Genomic DNA, 20,429 nt, shown 5'->3' with positions numbered 1-20,429 from the left:
CCCCATTCACGATCAATGGGAATTGGGAATGTTAGTCCGATGCTTATTCAATCATTCAACCAATCAACAATTCAACAATTCAACGGTTTTGTTTCTTCACCCCGCACAAAAATTTTCGCATCCCGCTGTGGCGGGACTAGATCTTTTAAGGGAAGCATTCTAATCCTGTACCCTTATTGCATCAACGAAAAGTTTGGTACTTGCCTATTTTTTGTTAAATTTTGGCAGTAACCATTATTAAAAGGAATAGACATGAAAAATAACGTGTTCTTGATTTTCGGTTTACTTTTTCTGTTGACCATAACCAGTTGTAAAAAGGACAAAGGAGCCGACATAGACATCATTGAATACAACAAATTGATCATTAACCTGAATAAAGGCGTTTATAAGCCCGAAGAGGTGGCCCATCTGACCATTAATAACAAAACGGACAAAGACCTGATCTTATTAAATTGCGGAGAGAATCCGGGCTTTGATCTACAGAAAAATATTGTTGGAAAATGGAACACGGTGTACCTCCAGGAATGTCCCGCCACAGGCAGCCCTTTTGAAATTTTGATTGGAGAACGCCTGGAATTTGACATCGTCATCCCTCAAGTTTCACTCAATCCTGACCAGGTTGAAGGACAATACCGCTTGCTGCTATGGATAAAAGACAAAGCCTCGGGACAATTTTTAGATAAGAACGAACGCGCTACAGACCCTTTCCGCATGACTAATTGATGGCAGACCAGGCGAATAGCCGGCTGCCTCCTGAGGCGTCCCACGCCTATCCCACTCAGTTTTAAACCGATCTGCACGTCTGGGGAAGAAATCATGATCTATCTTCAACTCGCGCGCTGGTTTTATTCTTTTTGAAAAAATTTTAAATTAGCCCGAAAGAAATAGACGATTCAGGTGTATATGAATAAACAGGATCAGAAAATTTGGCAACAGTTACTGAGCTATCAGGCAGAAATTTTAGGCTACTTAAAACGTTCGGTTGAAGACGGCGAAGTAGCTAAGGATCTATTTCAGGAAGTTTACTACCAGGCCTGGCGGAATCTTTCGCAATTAAGGGCCGATCGTTCTTTGAAAAACTGGCTTTACACCGTAGCGCGTAATAAAGTTCTTAATTTTTACCGGGACCACAGGCGCAGGCAACGCATTGATTTTGAAGAGCAACATCTCATAGATGCCAATCAGCAAAGGCAGGTTGATACTGAAGCGGTGCAATTTGCTCTGCGGGCTTTGCCGGAACGACAGCGCAAAATTTTGCTGTTACGCGAACTGGAAGAGCTGGATTACGCTCAACTGGCCAGAACATTACAACTCAGTGAAGCAGCCGCTACTTCCCTGCTCAAACGTGCCAGGGATAATTTCAAAAAACAGTATCAATTATTTTTTTTACCAGAATGGTTAAAAAAAGAAGCACACCAGACGCCCATCGATGATCTGTTGCGCTTCGTAAAACCGGAAGTAACGGATCAGCCAGTACTTAAAAGCGTGCTCCAGCGCAGTCAGCAATACTTTAGCCAGATGCAGGCCAGGTGGGACGGCGTGCGCCGGCAGTTCTTTACCCGTGAACACTTGCAACACATTCTCAATTACTTGCCGGATTTAAAGGCCAAACGCGTACTCGATGCCGGAAGCGCCACGGGCATGGTTGCGCTTCATTGCGCCCTGAAGGCCCGGCAGGTGATTGCCCTCGATCTGAACCGCCAGTTTGCCCAACAGCTAAAAAGAATCCAGCAAATTCTTGCTCTGACTCATTTGAGCGTGGTCCAGGGCGATCTAAGACGCGTGCCCTTTAAACCTCAATCGATGGATCTGATTTTTACCGTATTGGTGTTGCATCACCTACCCCAGCCCCACAAATGGATTGAAGAGGCCGGGCGCCTATTGACCAGAGGCGGACATTTGATCGTCGTCGAGTTTGAGAGGCACCACAATAAACAACTGGCCGACACCATGCACGATCTCTGGCTGGGCTTTGCTCCGCAAATCATTCAGCGCTGGGCCAGGCAGAGCCATCTAAAATTGATAGCTGACCATCAGTGGGTCAGTCGCTTTGACACCCCCGTGCGCTGGTACATTTTCCATAAAGAAAACCGATAACGCGTCAGGCTCATTAACAATGATTTCCTGTTAGAATTGACAACACTTCCCTACATTTTTGTGTGAACGCATGAGAGGAAAATAGTTGCTTTTTGTGTAGCCTACCGTTTGCAAAAAACCAGAGGGGGCAATCAGACAGAGAGCATGTAAAAAAATATTCTCAGATCGTAGAGTAAAATATCAACCAAATAGAAAGGAAAATTATGGTTAAGCATCATGTCAAGGACCTGAGTCTGGCAGCTCAGGGTAAAAAACGCATTGAATGGGCAGACAACGACATGCCCGTACTGCGCAAAATTCGTGAACGTTTCGAAAAAGAGAAACCCCTGGCAGGCAAACGCATGTCGGCCTGTTTACACGTCACTGCCGAAACCGCCAATTTAGCTCGCACTTTACAGGCCGGTGGCGCCGATCTGGTGCTGGTAGCTTCCAATCCGCTCAGCACTCAGGACGATGTGGCGGCCTCGCTGGTCAAAGATTACGGCATCAAAGTGTTTGCCATTCGCGGCGAAGATCATAAAACCTATTATGACCATATTCGTACAGCCATTGAACACGATCCTCAGGTCACCATGGACGATGGGGCCGATCTGGTTTCCACGTTGCATGCCGAATATCCGGAAAAGCTGAAAAATGTTAAAGGCTCCATGGAGGAAACCACCACAGGCATCATTCGCCTGCGCGCCATGCACAAAGACGGGGCGCTTAAGATTCCGGTTTTTGCTGTGAACGATGCCGAAACCAAGTACCTGTTTGACAACCGGTATGGTACGGGCCAATCCACCGTTGACGGAATCATTCGCGCTACAGACTTTCTGGTAGCAGGTAAAAAAGTCGTGGTCGCCGGCTATGGTTGGTGCGGGAAAGGATTTGCCATGCGCATGAAAGGCATGGGCGCCAACGTGATTGTAACCGAAGTGCACCCCATTAAAGCACTGGAAGCGGCCATGGACGGCTTCTGGGTCATGCCCATGAGCGAAGCAGCCAAAATTGGGGATCTTTTTGTGACCATTACCGGCGACATTCATGTGATTCGTAAGGAACATTTTGAAGTCATGAAAGACGGCGCTATTGTGGCTAACAGCGGTCATTTTAACGTTGAAATCAATATTGAAGATTTGGAGAGCATGGCCAAAGAAAAACGCGAAGGGGTGAAAAATAACGTGGATGAGTACACTCTGGAAGATGGACGGAAAATCTATTTACTGGCCCAGGGGCGCTTGATTAACTTAGCCGCTGCCGAAGGTCATCCGGCCAGTGTAATGGACATGAGTTTTGCCACCCAGGCCTTAACCACCGAATTTGCCATCAAAAACGATATTCCGGTTGCCGTGCACGAAGTTCCTGAAGAGATTGAAAACTGGATCGCTTTGACCAAATTGGAAACCATGGGTATTCAGATCGATGAGCTAACTGAAGAACAGAAGCACTACCTTTCCTCCTGGGAAATGGGAACCTGAACCACTAAAATTCAATCGGGCCTCACCAATCTCCGTAGGGCCCGTTTTTTTTTGACAAAGGCTTTCTAACCATCCTCTGCTTATGTTCCTCATTGAAAACGCCTTTTTTCCTCTTCTGTTATGGGAATGGTCCGCATGTTTAATAGAACAATTCCATTGAACGTTCTACTGCAGCAAAGGCGCACAGCAGGATTCAGTACCGGTAGCCGCTGGCTTCAGGCCTGCGGTTGAATAAAGCAAGTTTGGAGAGTCGCGCTACAAATTTGAGGACAGTTGAACCAGGGTGGATTGATCATTCAAATGTCCCTACGGGATGGTTCCCGCACGCCACATTATCTCCAACCAAATCGTCCTGCAGGGGACATCTGACAATAGCCCATCGATTCATCGGTGGGAACAATGTCTCACACTACCACCGTCCCCGTCCCTTTAGGGACGAATGACAATAGCCCGCCGTTTCAACGGCGGTAAAAACAAAACACAAAAACATTGATGCTCCCCACGGACCGAGATAGGGAGTAAAACGGTTGAATGGTTAAATTGTTGAATGAGCATCGGGCCGACCATTGGTCGTGAATGGGGCTCGGGTAAGGAATCCCCAATACATGTGAAAATTTTCCATGCAAGCCTTCCCCCTCTCCCAGATTTTTATTCTGGGAGAGAGGGATTGAGGGGGTGAGGGCTAATTTGTGAAATGACTTCTGCTGTTGGAAGGGAAGAGTTACGAGTGTAAGAGTTAAAGGGTTCCGGGGCACCGGCCTGTCATTTTTTAAAGAAATTTTTTGGTTGCGGCTTTGCTGCCTTGGTTATTTTAGTTCAGACAACGGTTGAACACGGATATGTAATTAATTTTTTGTCTCTACTAAGAATCTTTTGAGTAGAGATTTAATTTTCCCATTCTGAGACTTGAATAAGATGTACTCTTGATTTATTGCCCTAAGATAGAAAAAATATTGGTTAAATGGGTTATTCCCGATTATTTTGCACCATCGTAAACTAAATTCGTATTTTAACAAAAATCTTTCAAATTGACCTGGCAAAGCCTACATCAAGAACAATAAAGTCATTACATAGCCTTGCAGACAAATGCTTCGCCCTCACGCCTGATAAAGATTTTTCCGCTCTGTCCCTCACTTTTGCTGGATGCATCGGTCGAATTGGCCTTTAGCAGGCTTTAAGCGCAGGCCTCTTTTGCAAACCATCGGCTGCAAGATACTCGGCCCGATCGCCTGCCTGTACCTCTCCGCCCTCAATAATGCGCGCGAACAATCCTTCGCGGGGCATGATGCAATCGCCGGTTAAGGCTTTAATGGCACAGGCCGTGTGGCACTCTTTACCAATTTGCGTAATTTCCAGCAAAACCGACTGGCCCAGGCGAAGGTAATCGCCAACGCGCACCTGACTCAAATTCAGACCACGCACAATCACATTTTCGGCAAATGCGCCGCGACTCAGCGAAGGGATTTTTTCCTTCATGCGATCAATACTCTCTCCGGCCAGCAAGGAGACCTGCCGGTGCCATTTCCCGGCATGGGCGTCTCCCTCAATCCCAAAATCCGTAATAAATCGCGCTTTGCCAATCTCTTTTTTTACAATTCCTTTTTTATGGCTGATGCAAATGGCTTCAACATATCCCATACTTTGTCCTCCAGGGAAAAAGGTAAATGGTACGGCTTTCCTTTGGTTCAATCCGTTCTGAAGGGGCTGTAACCAGGTAGCCATTGGCCTGACTGATGGAAGAGATCATGTGCGAGCCCTGTTGCGCCAGAACGCGGAACCTGTACGTGCCGGATTCTTCTCGCCAGCTAACGCGCAACAATTGCGGTCTCTTTTTGTTGATTTCCACCCTTTCCACACTCTGGGCTTCCAGGACAGGCCAGGCAAAATCCGCCCCCTGTAAGTAACGTAATGAAGGAAACACATAGTGCACAAAACTCATGAAGCTGGAAACCGGATTGCCTGGCAGGCCAAACAACAGGGTATTCTCTTTTTTGGCAAAAAACAGAGGTTTGCCCGGTTGCTGGTTAACCTTCCAGAAGATTGGCTGAAATCCGGCCTCTTCGGCTGCGGTTTTTACATGGTCGTGCGGACCAACTGAAACTCCACCGGAAAAGATCACCACATCCACACCACTGGCAACCTCTTTCAACCTGGCCACCGTCAAGGACAGATCATCCGGCAGATGTGCAGCCACCGACAAGCGGGCGCCGGAACATTGAATGCCGTAGCCCAGCATAACGCGGTTTGAATCGCGAATTTCATACTCCTTTACCGCTTGATCAAAAGGTTTGACCTCCGTACCGGTACTGAGCAAAGCGACTTTGGCCTGGCGAAAGACCACTACCTGTGCAATACCCTGCGCCGCCAGCAAAGCCAATTGCTCCGGGCAGAGAACGCTTCCGCTTTTCAGGAGCAGCTGGCCCCTGGTAATCTCTTCTCCCTTAAGCCGGACATTAGCCCCGCGTTTTTTTATTGTAAGCACTTTTACAGAATCTTCAGCCCACTGGCAATCCTCAATGGGTACTACGCTATCGGCTCCATGGGGCAGAACAGCGCCGGTGCTAATGCGCACAGCCTGGCCGGGCATTAACCGCCCCCGAAAAGGAACTCCGGCGCGGCTTTCGCCGACTACTCTCAGTTCAGCGGGCAATGTTTGCAGGTCGTCAAAGCGCAGGGCAAAACCGTCCATGGCGCTATTGGTAAACCGTGGCGCGTCTTCCACAGCCTGCACATCCCAGGCCAGAATACGTCCCCGGGCCTCGTCCAGTTTTACGCTCTCCTCCTGCCTTGGCGGCAAATTCTGGCGAATGCGTTCAATGGCTTGCTCAATGGAAATCATAGCCTGGCCCTCCCGCTGGCATCGTGTCCGCCGCCCCACAACATGGGAAAGATGTGCAACAAGCCGGGAAAGAGCGCCTCCAGACTTTCCTGCGCGCCACGGGAACTACCCGGCAGGGTAACAATTAAACTCTGGCCCCGTACGCCGGCAATTTCGCGCGACAACATGGCAAACGGCGTGCGGTCTTTGCCATGGCGTCGAATCGCTTCTGCAATACCTGGCGCTTCCCTCTCCAGCAAGGGCTTAATGGCCTGCGGCGTTACGTCTTTGGGACCAAACCCCGTTCCTCCGCTGGTAAAGATCAGGTCTATTTTTTGATCATCGACCAATTCTTTTACGCGCTCGCGAATCTGCTGCAGATCGTCGGGCAAAATTTCATAAACCTCGGTTTTGATGTGCTGTGTTTCCAGAAACTTTTGAATCACTTTTCCGGAACGATCCTCTCGCTTTCCGGCAAAGGTGGAATCAGAAATGACCAGCACAGCCGCCCTAATCCGGTCAACAAAGTCTTCTTTAAAATCCGATTTTCCCCCTCTCTTTTCCAGCAGTCGGATGTCGTTCATGGACATGGTCTGATCCAGGGGTTTGAGCATGTCGTACATGTTCATCAGAGCCACCTGCACGGCAGTCAGCGCTTCCATTTCCACCCCGGTTTTCCAGGCGCTCTTCACTTCGCTAAACACCTGAATGTGATCGCTGTTCAGTTCAAAGTCCAGTTCCACCCAATCCAGGGGGATGGGATGACAAAAGACGATCCAATCGGCCGTTTGTTTGGCCGCCATAATTCCGGCTGCCCGCGCCACCTGCAACACATCGCCCTTGGGCACGGTTTTCTCTTTTACGCGCTGAATGGTCTCTGGCTGGGCAAACAGTTTGCCACCAGCTCTGGCATAACGTAGGGTGTTACTTTTTGGACTTACATCAATCATGACTTACCTCTTTAACGTTTTCGGTTACCGGGCTAAACACTCTTTTTAATCCCCATTCACTTAACAGGCCCAGAGCCAGGGCCAGGGTTAAATTTTTGGAAACAAAGGCCACCAGGCCCACCAGCAAGGCGCTGGTCATGGCCTGCCAGCCAACCAGCCGGCGGATCATGCTCATCATGCGATAGCTGTCTAAAATCAGCATGGCAGCCAGTAGGGGTACAGGGATTAAGAAGATGGATTTATGAATGGAAGGGATTAATGCGCTTAAGATTAACAGAGCGCCCATGATGATGGTGGCTCCACCGGTTTTCGCGCCAAACTGAGCGTGCGCGCCCATGCCCCCGGCGCCGTGACAAACAGGAAAACCGCCCAACAGGCCGATAAAGGCATCGCTTAAACCGATACTGGCCGCCAGCCTGGTCGGATTCACACGCTGCGCCTGTTTGCCCCACAGGGTGTGGCAGGAATCAGAGGCAGCGTACACGGCATTGCCCAGGGTCAGTGGCAATTGCGGAATGATTAAGAAGATCAGGGCTTCCTTCCACAAACTGAAATCCGGAGGCACTACCTGCAGGGAAAGCTTCTGTCCCATTTCAGCTGGAGGCGAAAATCCGGACAGAGTGAGGATGACTATGGAAAAAGGGATCAAAAGCAAAGCAATCGGTTTGTTTTTCTGTACTTGAAAATACCAGATGATCCCCAAAAAAACGATTAGTAAAATGAGATCCAGAGTCAGCGCATTGCTCTTGAGATGGAGTAAAAGACCGTTTTGCCAGACCAACTCCAGGGCTTTTTTGGTGAGGATTAAACCAATTCCGAATTGAATGCCGCGCACTAAGGCCGGCGAAAACCAGCGTTGCATCCAGCGAATTAAGCCGGTTAAGGAGAGAAAGATCAAAAGCATGCCGTACAAAAAGGACGTGCCAGCCAGGAACTGCGGCGAAAAGCCCTGGGCAATGGCAATGACAGACATGGCCTTTAAAGGCTGCACAGATACAGGAACGCGATAAAACCAGCCGCTGACCAGATAAACCGCGCCCACCAGAAAGAAGATTAAAGCACCGGAAAAGCCGTTAAAGACAATCAGGGCAAAGGTCAGGGGAAGCAGGGTACCTAAATCGCCTACCGCTCCGGACCACTCATTCGGGCCAAAACGGTTCACAGGCTTTTTCTTTTCCTCAGTCAGAAAGCCAATTTGTTTCAACCAGCGTCGCATGTCACCCCCCAATTTGTGCCATGGAAAGTTGTTGATCGCCGAAATTTTCTTGCTCCGCCAGAAAACCGTTGGCGTGGCGCCGGGCCAGCGCTCCTAAAATCGCTTCCAGAATCTGGTGATCGTTTTTCCCGGAGCGAATTAAATCGCGCAAATTGACCCGTCCTCGATCGTACAGGCAGGTCTTAAGCCAGCCGGTGGAAGTCAGACGCAGACGATTGCAGGTGCTGCAAAAGGTTCGGCTGTACCCGGCAATGATCCCCAAACGTCCCGCAAAACCAGGCAAACTGAACCGTTGCGCTGTTGACTGTTTGCTCTCAACATAGCTTAGATGGCCAAAGGCGCGCTGCAGAATTTCCAGAATTTCCGCTCCTGTTAAGGGATGTTCTACCGTATTGGAAAGCCCGTCAAAAGGCATCTGTTCAATGAAGCGTACTTCAATGGGATGATTGCGGGCCAGGAAGGCCATGTCGATGATCTCATCGTCGTTTACGCCCCGCTGTACCACCATATTTACTTTTAAGGGGATGCCGCTGCGTAAAACCTTTTGCAATCCACGAAACACCTTATCAAAATGGTTGCGTCGCGTAATTTTAGCAAATTTCCGGGCATCCAGAGTGTCCAGTGAAAGATTAATCCCATTCAGTTTCAAATTTTGCAATTCTGGCACAACGTCTTCCAGCAAAAGCCCGTTGGTGGTCAGGTGCAAACTCAATTCCGGAGCCATCCGGCGTAACTCCTGCAAAAAGGGAACGACGCCCTTGCGCACCAGGGGCTCTCCGCCTGTAATGCGCACCTTTTTTAAGCCCCCCGCTAAAAGCAGTCGGACAATACGTAAAATTTCTTCAAAACGCATGATCTGTTCATGTTCGATAAACGGCAGTCCGCGGGCAGGCATGCAATAGGTACAGCGTAAATTACAACGGTCGGTAACAGCGATTCTTAAATAATTGAGTTGACGTCCCTGAGCATCGATCAAGGCCGGGGTGCGGTAGGTAGCCGTAGTGTTATTTTCCATAAGCGCTCCTTTCCAAACACGGGAGGCAGAACCGTTTCCGGTTCTACCCTACTCTCCATTTGCGGAGAGGGGCTTTTCGCCCTCGGCCGCGAACCCTATTCTGAAAAACCAGAACGTAGGTTCTTTGGCTCGGAGTTTTTGTTTCTTTTTCAATAATATAGTGAATTATTTAATTATTGACAAATGTATTGTGCATGTTTTATCCTAACTTGTCCGGCAGTCGCTCCGGTTTTATTAAAGTTTTCTGTTCTTAAGTTGCTGCAAAACCCGTTCTTTGATTTCCTGGATTTGCCTTTCGCTTAAACTGCCGGTCTCATCCGACCGGGCCGGAGGTTGGAAGGGACTCGACTGGCAAGAGGTAATGCTGCCGGAAAGTCCGTAGCGCTGACGCAAGTCCATCAGTCGTTTGGCCGTCTCTTCAGACAGCACATTTACGTAGCCCAATTGAAGGGCATTCCAGATGATGTGTGCCGTGTGCTCCAGGGTCTCCATCTTAAAATAGGCATTCATCAAGTCCGGGCCCAGAGTTAAGGCGCCGTGGTTTTCCAGCAACACAGCGTCCGCGATTTGAATGTGGGGTCTGATCTTTTCCGGAACCTCTTCGGTAGAAGGCAAACCAAAATGCGCAATGGGCACCGCACCCAACATGACCACGGCTTCGGGCAACACACAACGATCCAGGGGGATGCCTGCCACGGCAAAACTGGTCGCGTACGGTGGATGGGCATGCACCACAGCCCCCACATCTGGCCTTTGCCGATACACCTCCAGATGCATTTTTATTTCGCTGGAAGGTTTGTGCGCGGCATTGCGATCTAAGAGGCGTCCTTCCAGATCAACGCGTACCATCATTTCCTCGGTCATAAATCCTTTGCTAACGCCCGTGGCCGTGGTGAGTATCTCGTTTTCTGAAAGGCGCACCGAGATATTACCATCGTTGGCGGCCACAAAATTTTTAAGCCACATTCGGCGGCCTACTTCAATGATCTGTTTTTTTACTTCCCAGATTCGCATACTTAATTACCTGCTTTTTCTGAATTGATCGATCTTTACCCAACAAGCATCAGCGCCGTTGACAATGCCATACTGTGTCGTGTTCTCTGAATTCCTGAACAGGCACATGCCTCCTTTTTCCCTCTCTGTACAAGCACAATATTAGTTTACTAAAAATCAACTAAAGGATGCAATTAATTTGAAGGGCTATCTGGCGCTGATCGGCCATTTGCAGGTATTGAGGACAGGATGCAGGCTTTTAGATGTGGGAGAATCGGTGCGCCAAACAGAGCGCGTATGATGCATTCTAATGGAGGAATTAGCGCGTTTTGTGCAGCTTTTCCAAAAAATTACCAAAAGCAGGCAAAGCAGAGCTGACGGAATTCTGCATTTCTTCTTCGCTGGCAGGTCCCAAATGATCGATCAGGTTGATGGAATGATCGGTGACGCCCAGTAAATATTTGTTGCCCTGGATGATTACCAGCCACAAACTGTGTTTATTGGTCAGATAACTTTTACTCAGGACCCGTACTTTTTCGGTGGCCTTGCTATTTGGGCCAAATTGCAGTTTGCGCATGAACCGCAGAGCAAGGTAAAAAATAACCAGCAGCGCAAATGTAATCATCAACAGTTTAATGTAATGCCTGGTTAATGAAGGCCTTTGATTAAACTGTTGCACGGCCTGAACAGTAGTATCGGACATTTGCGCGCTGGTGTCAGACAAAACAGACGGCGTTTGCGCTGCACCCATGGCTACCAGCATAGCCAGCAAACATACCATCAAAAGCCAATTCCGCAAAGACAATGACCAACTCCTCAATAAGATCGATGTTTAAGTTAGAGTTTTCAATCGTTCTTTCGGGCTCATCAGTTGCGTGATGCGTACACCGAATTTATCGTCAATCACAACCACTTCGCCCTCGGCAAATTTTCGCCCGTTTACCAGAATATCGAGAGGCTCACCGGCTGACTTATTGAACTCAATGATGGATCCCTTACCCATTTTAAGCAAATCAGAAACCAGGATGGACTTCCGATCCAATTCCACCGCAATCTCCAGATCGACATCCAGTAACATCTCAATATTGGGATTGTTCTCGTACACCTGACCATTGCCGCCCAAAGAACCAAATTCCACCCGATCCACAGCAACCTGTCCCATTTCATTTTCATCCAATTGCGCCTCTTCTTCGCCCTCAGCATCCTGACCAACCTTCCATTGATCGCTCCAGACCAGATGCTGAATTTCGAACGTTTCATCTTCTGAGTCCAGTTTAAAATGGCCTTCCAGCACAAAAAATCCATTGGCCCCCTGGTACACATCTTTGGGCGATTCGGCCAGGCCAACCTGCAGGTTTTCAATATGAAAACGGGAGCTGTCATCCGGGATGGCCATGCGCGCCTGTCCAATAATCTGATTGAAGATTTCCCGCAAGCCATCTAAATGGTTTTCATCCACGGCTTCGGCCGGATCTTCACTAATCATCCAGGCGTAGGACAACAACATAAACCGATCCGGAAAGAGAATGAGATGGTTCAGAGGATGGCTACCTTTGCCCGATTGGAACATCAGGGCAATTTTAGGATATTCTATGCTGGACAAAGAGTGTTGAATATCGTCACTCGTTTTCACTTCTTCAACGAGCATGACCGGGCGCTGGAACAAATCAGAGAGGCTCTTGGTCAGAACCTGTCTGAGCTCCTCCACCTGCTCTTTGTACTTCAGGGTTAATTGGTTCTCATTCATCTTTTTCTCCTTTTTCTATGGAATCAATGCGCACCGCCAGGCGTTTTTTCCGCAAGCCGACCACACCGTTAAAGGCGTGCTTTTTATTGATGAGAACAGGCAACAAGGAATCGGTTCTGTTTTCCAGCAGAATCACATCGCCGATCTGCAAATCCAGAAAATCTTTGATCGAGATATGGGTTTTGCCTAACAGGACGTTCAGGTTAACCGGGGTATGCAATAAATTTTCCTGAATAATCTCTTTTTCATCCGCCGTCGCCTCTTTATTGCCAAACAGAATCTTTTCCTGAACATCTGGAGAAGAAATAATACTGGACACCCACATGTAGGGATAGCAGACGTTCATCAGGGTCGAATGCCCATGAATCTTAATTTCAAAAGAGACCACAATGACCGGTTCAGATGAGGGCACAATCTGCACGAATTCGGGATTACTCTCGTACCGTTCAACCGCTGCGTCAAAGTGCGTGACGATTTCCCAATTTTTAATCACCTCTTCCAGCAGCCGGTCAATGACGCGTTTCATTACTTTCTGTTCAATAACCGAAATAGGACGGGCTTCATTCACCGGGGTGCCCGGACCGCCAAATAGGCGTTCCACAATAAAGATGGCCAATTGTGAATTCATTTCCATCACAAACGGCGATGAAGGATTTTCCGCTTTGCACACATAAATACAACTGGGCGGAGCAATGGACATTACAAATTCAGAATACATGATCTGGTCAATGGCCAGTAAATTCATTTCCACAATCATTCGCAACTGCGCCGAAAGGAAGACGCCAAAATTGCGGGCAAATCCCTCGTGTATGGTTTCCAGTAAGCGCAACTGCTCTTTGGAAACCAGATTGGGATGTTTGAAATCGTAAACCATTACTTTCTTTTTGCCCGGCTCTTCCTCAATTAAGGAGGTCACCGTATTAACATTGGCTAACAGGGCATCAATTTCTTCTTGTGAAAGAATTTTGGCCATTGGATTTTTCCACCTATTCTAAAACAAACCGTGTAAAATAGAGATTCTGAACCAGAGGTTGTCCTAAAATCTTGTTTACGCTGTCAATCATCTCTTTTTTCATGAGTTCAATATCCAGCTTAACGGTTAAATCTTCTATGGTTTTGGATCGCAAATAGAGTAAATAGGCATCAACGATCTTTGGTTTAAATTTTTCAATCTCTTCTTTAGCCTCTTCATTGGGCACTTCCAGAGCCACCTCAAAAACGGCGTATCTTCGCCCATAACTCCCTTTGGGATTAATGGTCAAATTATCAATGGTTACCAGGATTCCTGGTTCTTTCGATTCTACTTTAGACTCCGTTTTTACCTCCTGGCTCGGGCTACTGTTAGAAGCTGGACTCAAGCGGGGCAGAATCAGAAAATAGACCAGCGCAATGGCCACCAAAATCTGCACAAAAAACAGGGAAATGATCAATCCCCATTTGGTTGGATTTTTTGCTGCTGGTGTTTTCTCTTCACTCATATAATCACCCTTTCTGTTATTCATCAAACCTGATGTAAATTTCTACTCTTCTATTTTTAGCTCTGTTTTCCGGCGTGGTGTTAGGTACCAGAGGTCGGTACTCACCATAGCCCACTGCGGCCAGGCGCGCTGCATCAATGCCCTCTACATAATGCAGGTAGCGCACCACGCTCAGGGCGCGGGCTGCTGAAAGCTCCCAGTTGCTGGGAAAGCGGGAAGTGTGAATGGGCACATTATCTGTGTGGCCTTCCACAAATATCTGTTTAAAATCTTCTTTAACCACATCAGCCACAGCTTTTAAAATGGGAAAAGCCTGGGCCTTTAAATCGGCTTTACCCGGATCAAACAGAATGTTGTCACCCAGGCGGATGTGAATGCCCGTCCCATCCATTTCAATCGCAATTTGCGAGGCGATCTCTTCGTTGGCCATTAATTCTTTTAACTTACCGAATTTCTTCTCCACCTGTTCTTTCAGGTCTTCCCGCCCCTGATTGCTCTTCTCCAGCTCATTGGTAATGGTATTTCTCATGTTGTCTAAAATTCCTAATGCGCCTTTCATTGAGCTAATGGCGCCTTTAAATTTTTCCAGTTCAATGGTGGAATAGGAAAGAATCATGATAAAGAAAACCATCAATAGGGTTACCATATCGCTAAAGGTCGTCATCCATGCCGGTGCGCCCTTCTTTGGGGCCTCTTCTTTTTTTTTCATCTTAGCTTACTCTTCAAAAATCCTTTGCTTGGGCGACAGGAAATTCATTAATTTACGTTGAATGGTATTGGGGTGCTCGCCAAATTGAATGGACAGCACCCCTTCAATTATCATCTCTTTAATCAACACTTCCTCTTCGGAACGGTTTTTCAATTTACCGGCCAGAGGTATAAAGACCAGGTTGGCAGCCAGCGCGCCATAAAAGGTGGTAATCAAGGCAACGGCCATACCGCCGCCAATTTGCGATGGATCGTTCAGATTCTGCAACATGCCGATCAAACCGATGAGTGTTCCGATCATTCCAAAGGCTGGAGCGTATTCGCCATAAGCCGAAAAGATTTCCTGACCTCGTTTATGGCGATCCATTAAATACGACAGCTCCGTTTCCATTATGTTACGAATGAGTTCGGGCTCGGTACCATCCACCACCATCTCCATGCCGGAGCGCAAGAAGGGGTCTTCGATTTGACTCACCTCTTTGTCAATGGCCAGCAAGCCCTCTTTACGCGCCTTTTTCGACAACTCAACAATCTGATTAATCAGGGCTACATTGTCGGTTTTTTCGCTAAAAAAGGCTTTACGTACCACATTGATGACGCCCAGTACTTCCTTGAGCTGGAAGCTAATCAGCGTGGCTGCCGTTGCGCCTCCAAAAACCACCATCATGGATGGCACATGGATAAAAATGGCGGCGCTCCCGCCCATGATTATGGTCAGAACAACCAGAGTCACACCCGAAATTATGCCGATTATGGTTGCTAAATCCACAGTTTACCCTCTCTAACTTTTCATTCCCCAACCTTGTTTTAAAAGGTTAGTAAAGCAGATCGGGTTATCGACCCGATCTGCCAGATCTTAAAAGGTTATCGTTTCAGCCGGATCAATTCTTCGAGCATCTGGTCGGCCGTTGTGATCACACGCGCACTGGCTTCAAATCCTCGCTGTGTGGTGATCATATCGGTGAATTCCTTGGAAACATCCACATTGGACATCTCCAGCGCACCAGAGACGATGGAGGTAATCGATTTATCATCCAGCTCTTCAATCTGTTCCGGCCCAGAAGCCACACTGGCCTGATACAGGCCTTCGCCCAGCTGGATCAAACCGCCTCTATTCGGCACCTGAGCCAGGGCAATTTTAGCCAGCGACATGTTTTCCCCGTTGCTAAATGTGCCATTGATAACGCCTTTGTTGTCAATGGTCAGGCTGACCAGCCGTCCCACAGCGCGACCGTCCTGCTCTTTAACGCTCAGGGTTGAAAGAGAATCGAATTGCGTTAAGCCCATGCGCCCTTCACCGCTTTCCGAATGCAGATCCACTGTCATAATATCGGCTCCGTTTTTAGGATCCAGTTGCAATTGCGTATCGCCATCATCAAAGGTGAATGAGGTGAGCATCCCCGCTTCATTAAAGGTGGCGCGCCCACTGCCGCCGGACAGGATTTTCTCATCGCCGGTGGTTTTGGCTACCCAGGTCCATTCGTTGGTGGTGGCCGTCTTGGTAAATTCAAAGATCACATTGTGGCTGGCTCCCAAAGAATCGTACACCACCACCGAGGTCTTGGTTTTACCGGTCTCTCCGACCACGGTGTTCACAAAATTTGCCAGATCAATGCGCCCGGTATTGCCAGTTCCATTGGTCAAACGAATGGTAGTGGAGCTGTCTCCAGCCTCGGTATCGGTTAACACAATCTTCCCGTCTTCCAGAGTGGCCGTTGTACCGCTAAACGCGCCGTTGATGGCGTCCATCAAATCCTGAATGGTGTCGCCGGAAGCATAGGTGTAAGTAGCGGTTACAGTGGAGCCATCCGGATTGGTTCCGCTTATTTCAATGGTATCGCCATCAACCAACGGCGTAGCAATCTGATCCAGGGTGTTCAAATCGGTGGTCAGGTCTGCGCTCGCTCCGCCAACGGTCAGAGCGCTGCCCAGGGTCCACACCTCGTTTGTAGTCTTTAATCCGGCATTCAGGTTGCCAGACAACCAGATATTCTTGGTCTCCTGAGCCTCAGAAACCATGTTCATGTCAATCGAAATATCGCCTAAATTGCCCGTGCCCAAGCCTAACGACTTGTTCTGATCGGTCAGCATCCAGCCCTGAACAGCCAGACCGCGATGGTTGACCAGTTTGCCGTTGGCGTCAAAGAAGAATTGTCCGGCGCGCGTCAATACCTTTACTTCGCCGGCATTGAGCACAAAAAAGCCGTCTCCTTCAATGGCCATATCGGTCAATACGCCCGTTTGTTCCAGACTGCCCTGGGAAAACAGATTTTCTACGGAAGTGGTTTTCATTCCCAGACCGATTTGCATGGGATTGAGATAGGTAGCGTTGGCCAGGCCAATGGTCTGGCTTAAAGCCTCTGAAAAATTCAATCGTCCACCTTTAAAACCAATGGTATTAATGTTAGCAATATTGTTGCCAATGACATCCATGCGCATTTGATGGTTTCTTAAACCCGATACTCCGGATAATAATGATCTCAACATGATAAGACCCTCCTTTGTTTGTGTTATTCATCCGCCTCTGTCAGTCAGCGGATTGAGGGCTCCCTTTTCAGGGCCGGCCCTGCGTTTCGTTTTTGTTTCAGACTATGGCTAAACTGTCAATGTTTGTAAAAATGTTCTGATTCGACGGATCCTGCGTCATGGCGGTAACCACCGTTCGGTTCTTTACGCTCACCACAAAGGCCCGGTTATCCATCAGAATTACCGAGTTCTGCGCTCCTTTGGCTTCCAGCTGTCGAACGCCCTGCTGCAATCGTTGTAAATCGTTCTCGTCCAGGGTCAGCGCCCGGTTCTCCAGTCTTTTCATGGCGTGTGCCGAAAACTTCAATCCCGTCTGGATTTGCAGTTTACGGTGCAACACATTGCCAAAAGAGACGTCAGCCGCTTTTAGGCTTTTTTGCTGTTCCTGCCCGCTCTGGCCAACAGGCTTTACGGGTCGGAGCCCCTGTTGCAGTTGTAATTCAGATACTTTCATGGCGCACCTCTTCAGCCTATCTGAACCACATCGCCAAAGTAAATTTCTTTGCCATCGACGACCAGCACGGGTTGCCCCTGTTCATATTTTACAGCCGAGACAATGCCCCGCGTAAAAGTTTGCACGGTAACCGGATTGTCCTGTTCATCCACGGCCTGAATCTTAAAATGGTACGTTCCGCCATTTAAAACATTGCCGTTTTCGTCCAGACCGTCCCAATCCTGGGTGTGCCGTCCGCCTTCCAGCTCGGTAACTTTAATGGTGCGCACCAAATTGTCGTTGGCGTCGTAAATTTCAATGGTCGCCTCTTTCACATCAGTCGGCACCTCAAAGCTGATGGGTGCGCTCTGACCAGCCAGCAGGGGCAACGAATTACCGTAGGCCAGCACCTCTTTTCCAATAAAGTTGGTAGCCATGGTATTGTTGATGGTTTGAGCCAGCATCATGTCCGCGTCCATGCCCTGCTGCAGGCTGCTGTCGATGTCCATCAGGCGCTCCAGCGAACTGAACTGGGCCAATTGGGCCGCAAACTCCTGCCCCTTCATGGGGGAAAGCGGGTCCTGATTTTTTAATTGCGTGACCAGCAACTGCAAAAATTCATATTTGCCCATCTCCACATTACTGGTCCCCGAGCTCTGCTGAGTAACGCCGGATTGTTGCGCGCTGGTAATGGATTGAATCATGTCTGCCATGATTTTACCTCCTAAACGGTTATTTCCATTGTGTTGTAACCAAATTTCCGGTTGTTTACGGTGGATTGCGATTCATGTTCGATCTCCTTTCCTCCATTGCTTGAAGCCAATGAATGGTTTCTTTTTTCCGATGATTGTCTTCCCGAAGTGGATTGTTCAAAGTGCCCCACATTCACCTGAAAACTCTGGAGCACAATTCCCTTTTCCGCCAGCTGGTTTTGAATGATCGGCGCCAGACGAAGCAGTTCATGACGCACCTGTTCATTCTCTACCACGACGGTTAACTGATGCTCACTCCGCTGAAATTTCAGGTCCACTTTGCCCATGGGCGTGTCTTCCAAACTCATGCGTATTTGCCCGCTGCGCAGCTTCATGTTCTGAGCCTGATCGACCATCTCTTGAATCCTTGCCACAAAAAGCCCCATGTTCGAACCGGCGGGCGCGCCCTTTACCAGCCCCATGGTCTGGCCATGGGGCGTTGAGCTTGAGGCCTGAGCCAGCTGATGAATCTGCACCCCGAGCAACTTCACTTGTGTGTTTTGTGCTACTCCCTCAACCGCTTTTTGACCTGCCCCTTCCTGAGCCTGAACCTTTAATACAATGGTTTGAGGTTCAGCATCGGACTGTGGCACCGCGGCTTCGGGTTCATTTTCCTGAAAAGCGCCCATGGGTTCCGCTGCTTTAAGGTTTATTGTGTTTTTTAAAGAACGAACTTCCTGGCCCGCGGCCTTGATCTGGCCTTTTATTGGCGCAGATTTGGACGACGCAACTCCATTTTTCTCCACTTTGAAATTCTGACGTAGTGCATCCACCCCGCTTTTTTTCTGTTCTGCGGCATCGAAGCTAACTTCGAACACGTTCGATGCGGCTGGTTTCAACTGCAGATTAATTTCCCGGATGGCGCTTCCTTTTAATTGCTGAGCAATCTGTTCCATTTCCTGCGCATTTTCTACGGGCTGCCACATCAGACCGGAAAAATTTTTGAACAGAAGGCTGCTACTCTTTACCTGAGCGTCTTTAGATTGCAAAACAGCAGGGGCCTGATCCGCTGCGTTGATCATGGCAGCAGAATGCGCCAGCTTACCCTGGCCTGCAGAAACCTTCAATGCGCTTGTTTTGCCCGGCATCAGGCCAGACAGACGGAATGCAGATTCCCCGCCCCTGAAGGTTACGTTAACTTTCAAAATTTTTGGCGATAGGCCATCTAACTGCGTTTGCATTTGCCGGCTGTTCAGCGCCGCCTGTACCAGTTTCAGCAACAGTTGTTCCTGCACAGTCTGGCCTTTTGTCTGTTCCACGGCGGAATGATCTGCGACTGATGCAGGCGGGATGGGCAAAACAAACTCCAGCAAGGCCTTTCCAGACCCAGCCTGCGCTTTAGTCGAAGCGTTCTTTGGGGTCTTTTGTTCCTCCGCTTTCCTGTTAACCCCGGCGCTTTTGACAGGGTCAACAGCAGAATCCTGTGAAAATCGGGCCGCAGTCCTGTTCACCGGGATTACAATAGGCGACCTGGAAGATTGAATGGTTTCAGTCTTTTGTTGCTGCTTTGACCACAAATGGAAGAATGGGCTGTTCTCCTCTTTCCAGGGCAGAGGAACGCCGGAAGCAGCCGCTCCTTTCGCTCTTCCTCGAACACCTTTGGTAAATCCCTTTTCAACGGATTCAATTGGACTGAAGTTAAAATTCTTCATGCTGCACCCAACTAATTTTTTAACATTTTTTGTGCGATGGCTGCGGCCCGATCAGGCGGTAAACCTGCCATTAAGTTTTTTTTTGCCGTTGCACTCATCTGTTGATAAATTTGAATTAAAGCATCGTCTTTCATTTTAGCCACAATATTGGCCAGACTTTTCCCCTTTAAGCCGGAAAGCGTTTTGGCCAGGTCTTTAATACGCTTTTGTTGCTGCCCGGCAGAAACCAATTTTTGCTGCAATCCCTCGATTTCCTTTCTGGATTGTTCCAGGTTGAATTGCAGCAGCACAAGCTGTTGTTCCAGACTGTCTCTTACCAGGGCCTGCTTGCGCAGGGAATCATTTAAAATATCGATTTCGGTAAACAGGCTGTCCAGTGTGTGCCGCACATCGGCCCATCGTTTATTTAAAAAATCATCCATGGTGTGGGCTTTGATCTGCAGGCGCCTCTCCTTTCTGGAAATTGGTTTGACAGCGGTCTGCGCAGGTTGATTGGGCATGGGCTTAATCAAAAATAAGGCGCCCACAATGGCCAGAACCATGATCGGCAAACTTATTGTGCTGAAAATCAGTGCCCGAACCAT

20 protein-coding genes and 1 riboswitch are annotated in these 20,429 nt (G+C 48.5%); of the genes, 3 read left to right on the top strand and 17 right to left on the bottom strand.

From position 1 onward, the window contains the following. Window positions 1–252: 252 nt before the first annotated feature. The 3 genes from ACWB0I_RS16905 (at window position 253) to ahcY (ending at window position 3,557) form a co-directional block, all read left to right on the top strand. Window positions 253–723, top strand: a complete 471-nt coding sequence (locus ACWB0I_RS16905; protein WP_479389263.1) for a hypothetical protein — start codon at window positions 253–255, stop codon at window positions 721–723. A gap of 180 nt (window positions 724–903) precedes the next feature. Beyond that, complete coding sequence (locus ACWB0I_RS16900; protein WP_479389262.1) at window positions 904–2,097, top strand: sigma-70 family RNA polymerase sigma factor; 1,194 nt, start codon at window positions 904–906, stop codon at window positions 2,095–2,097. 203 nt (window positions 2,098–2,300) lie between these two features. Next, the gene (gene ahcY, locus ACWB0I_RS16895; protein ID WP_479389261.1) at window positions 2,301–3,557 is read left to right on the top strand and encodes an adenosylhomocysteinase; all 1,257 of its coding nucleotides are present in this window, start codon (window positions 2,301–2,303) and stop codon (window positions 3,555–3,557) included. A gap of 1,164 nt (window positions 3,558–4,721) precedes the next feature. On the opposite strand, the gene ACWB0I_RS16890 is transcribed toward ahcY, so the two are convergent. The 17 genes from ACWB0I_RS16890 to ACWB0I_RS16810 all read right to left on the bottom strand — a co-directional run bounded on the left by ACWB0I_RS16890 (window position 4,722) and on the right by ACWB0I_RS16810 (window position 20,429). Then, window positions 4,722–5,195 carry an MOSC domain-containing protein gene (locus ACWB0I_RS16890; RefSeq protein WP_479389260.1) on the bottom strand — a complete coding sequence of 158 codons (474 nt, stop codon included), beginning with the start codon at window positions 5,193–5,195 and terminating at the stop codon, window positions 4,722–4,724. Then, the gene (locus ACWB0I_RS16885) at window positions 5,182–6,396 is read right to left on the bottom strand and encodes a molybdopterin molybdotransferase MoeA (RefSeq protein WP_479389259.1); all 1,215 of its coding nucleotides are present in this window, start codon (window positions 6,394–6,396) and stop codon (window positions 5,182–5,184) included. The genes ACWB0I_RS16890 and ACWB0I_RS16885 overlap by 14 nt, the downstream gene beginning before the upstream one ends. Continuing rightward, complete coding sequence (moaCB, locus tag ACWB0I_RS16880; protein WP_479389258.1) at window positions 6,393–7,325, bottom strand: bifunctional molybdenum cofactor biosynthesis protein MoaC/MoaB; 933 nt, start codon at window positions 7,323–7,325, stop codon at window positions 6,393–6,395. Before moaCB ends, ACWB0I_RS16885 begins: the two co-directional genes overlap by 4 nt. After that, on the bottom strand, window positions 7,318–8,541 hold the full coding sequence (locus tag ACWB0I_RS16875) for a putative sulfate/molybdate transporter (protein WP_479389257.1): 1,224 nt from the start codon (window positions 8,539–8,541) through the stop codon (window positions 7,318–7,320). Before ACWB0I_RS16875 ends, moaCB begins: the two co-directional genes overlap by 8 nt. Window position 8,542: 1 nt before the next feature. Next, on the bottom strand, window positions 8,543–9,556 hold the full coding sequence (moaA, locus tag ACWB0I_RS16870) for a GTP 3',8-cyclase MoaA (RefSeq protein ID WP_479389256.1): 1,014 nt from the start codon (window positions 9,554–9,556) through the stop codon (window positions 8,543–8,545). Beyond that, window positions 9,546–9,703: riboswitch (molybdenum cofactor riboswitch) on the bottom strand. Its footprint overlaps the gene before it by 11 nt. Before the next feature lie 87 nt (window positions 9,704–9,790). Then, a complete protein-coding gene (locus tag ACWB0I_RS16865; RefSeq protein ID WP_479389255.1) occupies window positions 9,791–10,570 on the bottom strand; it encodes a class II aldolase/adducin family protein in 780 nt (259 codons plus the stop codon). 298 nt (window positions 10,571–10,868) lie between these two features. Next, a complete protein-coding gene (locus tag ACWB0I_RS16860; protein WP_479389264.1) occupies window positions 10,869–11,330 on the bottom strand; it encodes a FliO/MopB family protein in 462 nt (153 codons plus the stop codon). Between the two features lie 51 nt (window positions 11,331–11,381). Then, complete coding sequence (gene fliN / locus ACWB0I_RS16855) at window positions 11,382–12,296, bottom strand: flagellar motor switch protein FliN (protein ID WP_479389254.1); 915 nt, start codon at window positions 12,294–12,296, stop codon at window positions 11,382–11,384. Beyond that, window positions 12,289–13,269, bottom strand: a complete 981-nt coding sequence (gene fliM / locus ACWB0I_RS16850; RefSeq protein ID WP_479389253.1) for a flagellar motor switch protein FliM — start codon at window positions 13,267–13,269, stop codon at window positions 12,289–12,291. The genes fliN and fliM overlap by 8 nt, the downstream gene beginning before the upstream one ends. A gap of 13 nt (window positions 13,270–13,282) precedes the next feature. Continuing rightward, window positions 13,283–13,774: a flagellar basal body-associated FliL family protein gene (locus ACWB0I_RS16845; protein WP_479389252.1), complete on the bottom strand. Its 492-nt coding sequence runs from the start codon at window positions 13,772–13,774 to the stop codon at window positions 13,283–13,285. Between the two features lie 16 nt (window positions 13,775–13,790). Further along, entirely contained in the window at window positions 13,791–14,483 is a 693-nt protein-coding gene (locus ACWB0I_RS16840; protein ID WP_479389251.1) for an OmpA/MotB family protein, read from the bottom strand. Window positions 14,484–14,489: 6 nt separating this feature from the next. Beyond that, window positions 14,490–15,251: a motility protein A gene (locus ACWB0I_RS16835; protein ID WP_479389250.1), complete on the bottom strand. Its 762-nt coding sequence runs from the start codon at window positions 15,249–15,251 to the stop codon at window positions 14,490–14,492. 95 nt (window positions 15,252–15,346) lie between these two features. Continuing rightward, a complete protein-coding gene (locus ACWB0I_RS16830) occupies window positions 15,347–16,969 on the bottom strand; it encodes a flagellar hook protein FlgE (protein WP_479389249.1) in 1,623 nt (540 codons plus the stop codon). 97 nt (window positions 16,970–17,066) lie between these two features. Next, window positions 17,067–17,462: a TIGR02530 family flagellar biosynthesis protein gene (locus ACWB0I_RS16825; RefSeq protein ID WP_479389248.1), complete on the bottom strand. Its 396-nt coding sequence runs from the start codon at window positions 17,460–17,462 to the stop codon at window positions 17,067–17,069. An 11-nt stretch (window positions 17,463–17,473) separates the two neighbouring features. Then, window positions 17,474–18,154: a flagellar hook assembly protein FlgD gene (locus tag ACWB0I_RS16820; RefSeq protein WP_479389247.1), complete on the bottom strand. Its 681-nt coding sequence runs from the start codon at window positions 18,152–18,154 to the stop codon at window positions 17,474–17,476. A gap of 11 nt (window positions 18,155–18,165) precedes the next feature. Continuing rightward, window positions 18,166–19,845 (bottom strand): hypothetical protein, encoded by a 1,680-nt coding sequence (locus ACWB0I_RS16815; RefSeq protein ID WP_479389246.1) that lies wholly within the window; start codon window positions 19,843–19,845, stop codon window positions 18,166–18,168. A gap of 11 nt (window positions 19,846–19,856) precedes the next feature. Next, window positions 19,857–20,429 carry a hypothetical protein gene (locus tag ACWB0I_RS16810; RefSeq protein WP_479389245.1) on the bottom strand — a complete coding sequence of 191 codons (573 nt, stop codon included), beginning with the start codon at window positions 20,427–20,429 and terminating at the stop codon, window positions 19,857–19,859.

The organism is Caldithrix sp., assembly GCF_056497305.1.
This window is presented reverse-complemented; position numbering and strand designations above follow the sequence as displayed.

Bases quoted from the DNA above. Each gene is read 5' to 3' on its own strand.
- ACWB0I_RS16845 (WP_479389252.1), bottom strand. From the start codon at position 13,774: ATGAGTGAAGAGAAAACACCAGCAGCAAAAAATCCAACCAAATGGGGA.
- moaA (WP_479389256.1), bottom strand. From the start codon at position 9,556: ATGGAAAATAACACTACGGCTACCTACCGCACCCCGGCCTTGATCGAT.
- ACWB0I_RS16830 (WP_479389249.1), bottom strand. From the start codon at position 16,969: ATGTTGAGATCATTATTATCCGGAGTATCGGGTTTAAGAAACCATCAA.
- ACWB0I_RS16875 (WP_479389257.1), bottom strand. From the start codon at position 8,541: ATGCGACGCTGGTTGAAACAAATTGGCTTTCTGACTGAGGAAAAGAAA.
- ACWB0I_RS16885 (WP_479389259.1), bottom strand. From the start codon at position 6,396: ATGATTTCCATTGAGCAAGCCATTGAACGCATTCGCCAGAATTTGCCG.
- ACWB0I_RS16865 (WP_479389255.1), bottom strand. From the start codon at position 10,570: ATGCGAATCTGGGAAGTAAAAAAACAGATCATTGAAGTAGGCCGCCGA.
- ACWB0I_RS16860 (WP_479389264.1), bottom strand. From the start codon at position 11,330: ATGGTATGTTTGCTGGCTATGCTGGTAGCCATGGGTGCAGCGCAAACG.
- ACWB0I_RS16890 (WP_479389260.1), bottom strand. From the start codon at position 5,195: ATGGGATATGTTGAAGCCATTTGCATCAGCCATAAAAAAGGAATTGTA.
- ACWB0I_RS16825 (WP_479389248.1), bottom strand. From the start codon at position 17,462: ATGAAAGTATCTGAATTACAACTGCAACAGGGGCTCCGACCCGTAAAG.
- ACWB0I_RS16900 (WP_479389262.1), top strand. From the start codon at position 904: ATGAATAAACAGGATCAGAAAATTTGGCAACAGTTACTGAGCTATCAG.
- fliN (WP_479389254.1), bottom strand. From the start codon at position 12,296: ATGAATGAGAACCAATTAACCCTGAAGTACAAAGAGCAGGTGGAGGAG.
- ACWB0I_RS16820 (WP_479389247.1), bottom strand. From the start codon at position 18,154: ATGGCAGACATGATTCAATCCATTACCAGCGCGCAACAATCCGGCGTT.
- ACWB0I_RS16905 (WP_479389263.1), top strand. From the start codon at position 253: ATGAAAAATAACGTGTTCTTGATTTTCGGTTTACTTTTTCTGTTGACC.
- ahcY (WP_479389261.1), top strand. From the start codon at position 2,301: ATGGTTAAGCATCATGTCAAGGACCTGAGTCTGGCAGCTCAGGGTAAA.
- moaCB (WP_479389258.1), bottom strand. From the start codon at position 7,325: ATGATTGATGTAAGTCCAAAAAGTAACACCCTACGTTATGCCAGAGCT.
- fliM (WP_479389253.1), bottom strand. From the start codon at position 13,269: ATGGCCAAAATTCTTTCACAAGAAGAAATTGATGCCCTGTTAGCCAAT.
- ACWB0I_RS16810 (WP_479389245.1), bottom strand. From the start codon at position 20,429: ATGGTTCGGGCACTGATTTTCAGCACAATAAGTTTGCCGATCATGGTT.
- ACWB0I_RS16840 (WP_479389251.1), bottom strand. From the start codon at position 14,483: ATGAAAAAAAAAGAAGAGGCCCCAAAGAAGGGCGCACCGGCATGGATG.
- ACWB0I_RS16815 (WP_479389246.1), bottom strand. From the start codon at position 19,845: ATGAAGAATTTTAACTTCAGTCCAATTGAATCCGTTGAAAAGGGATTT.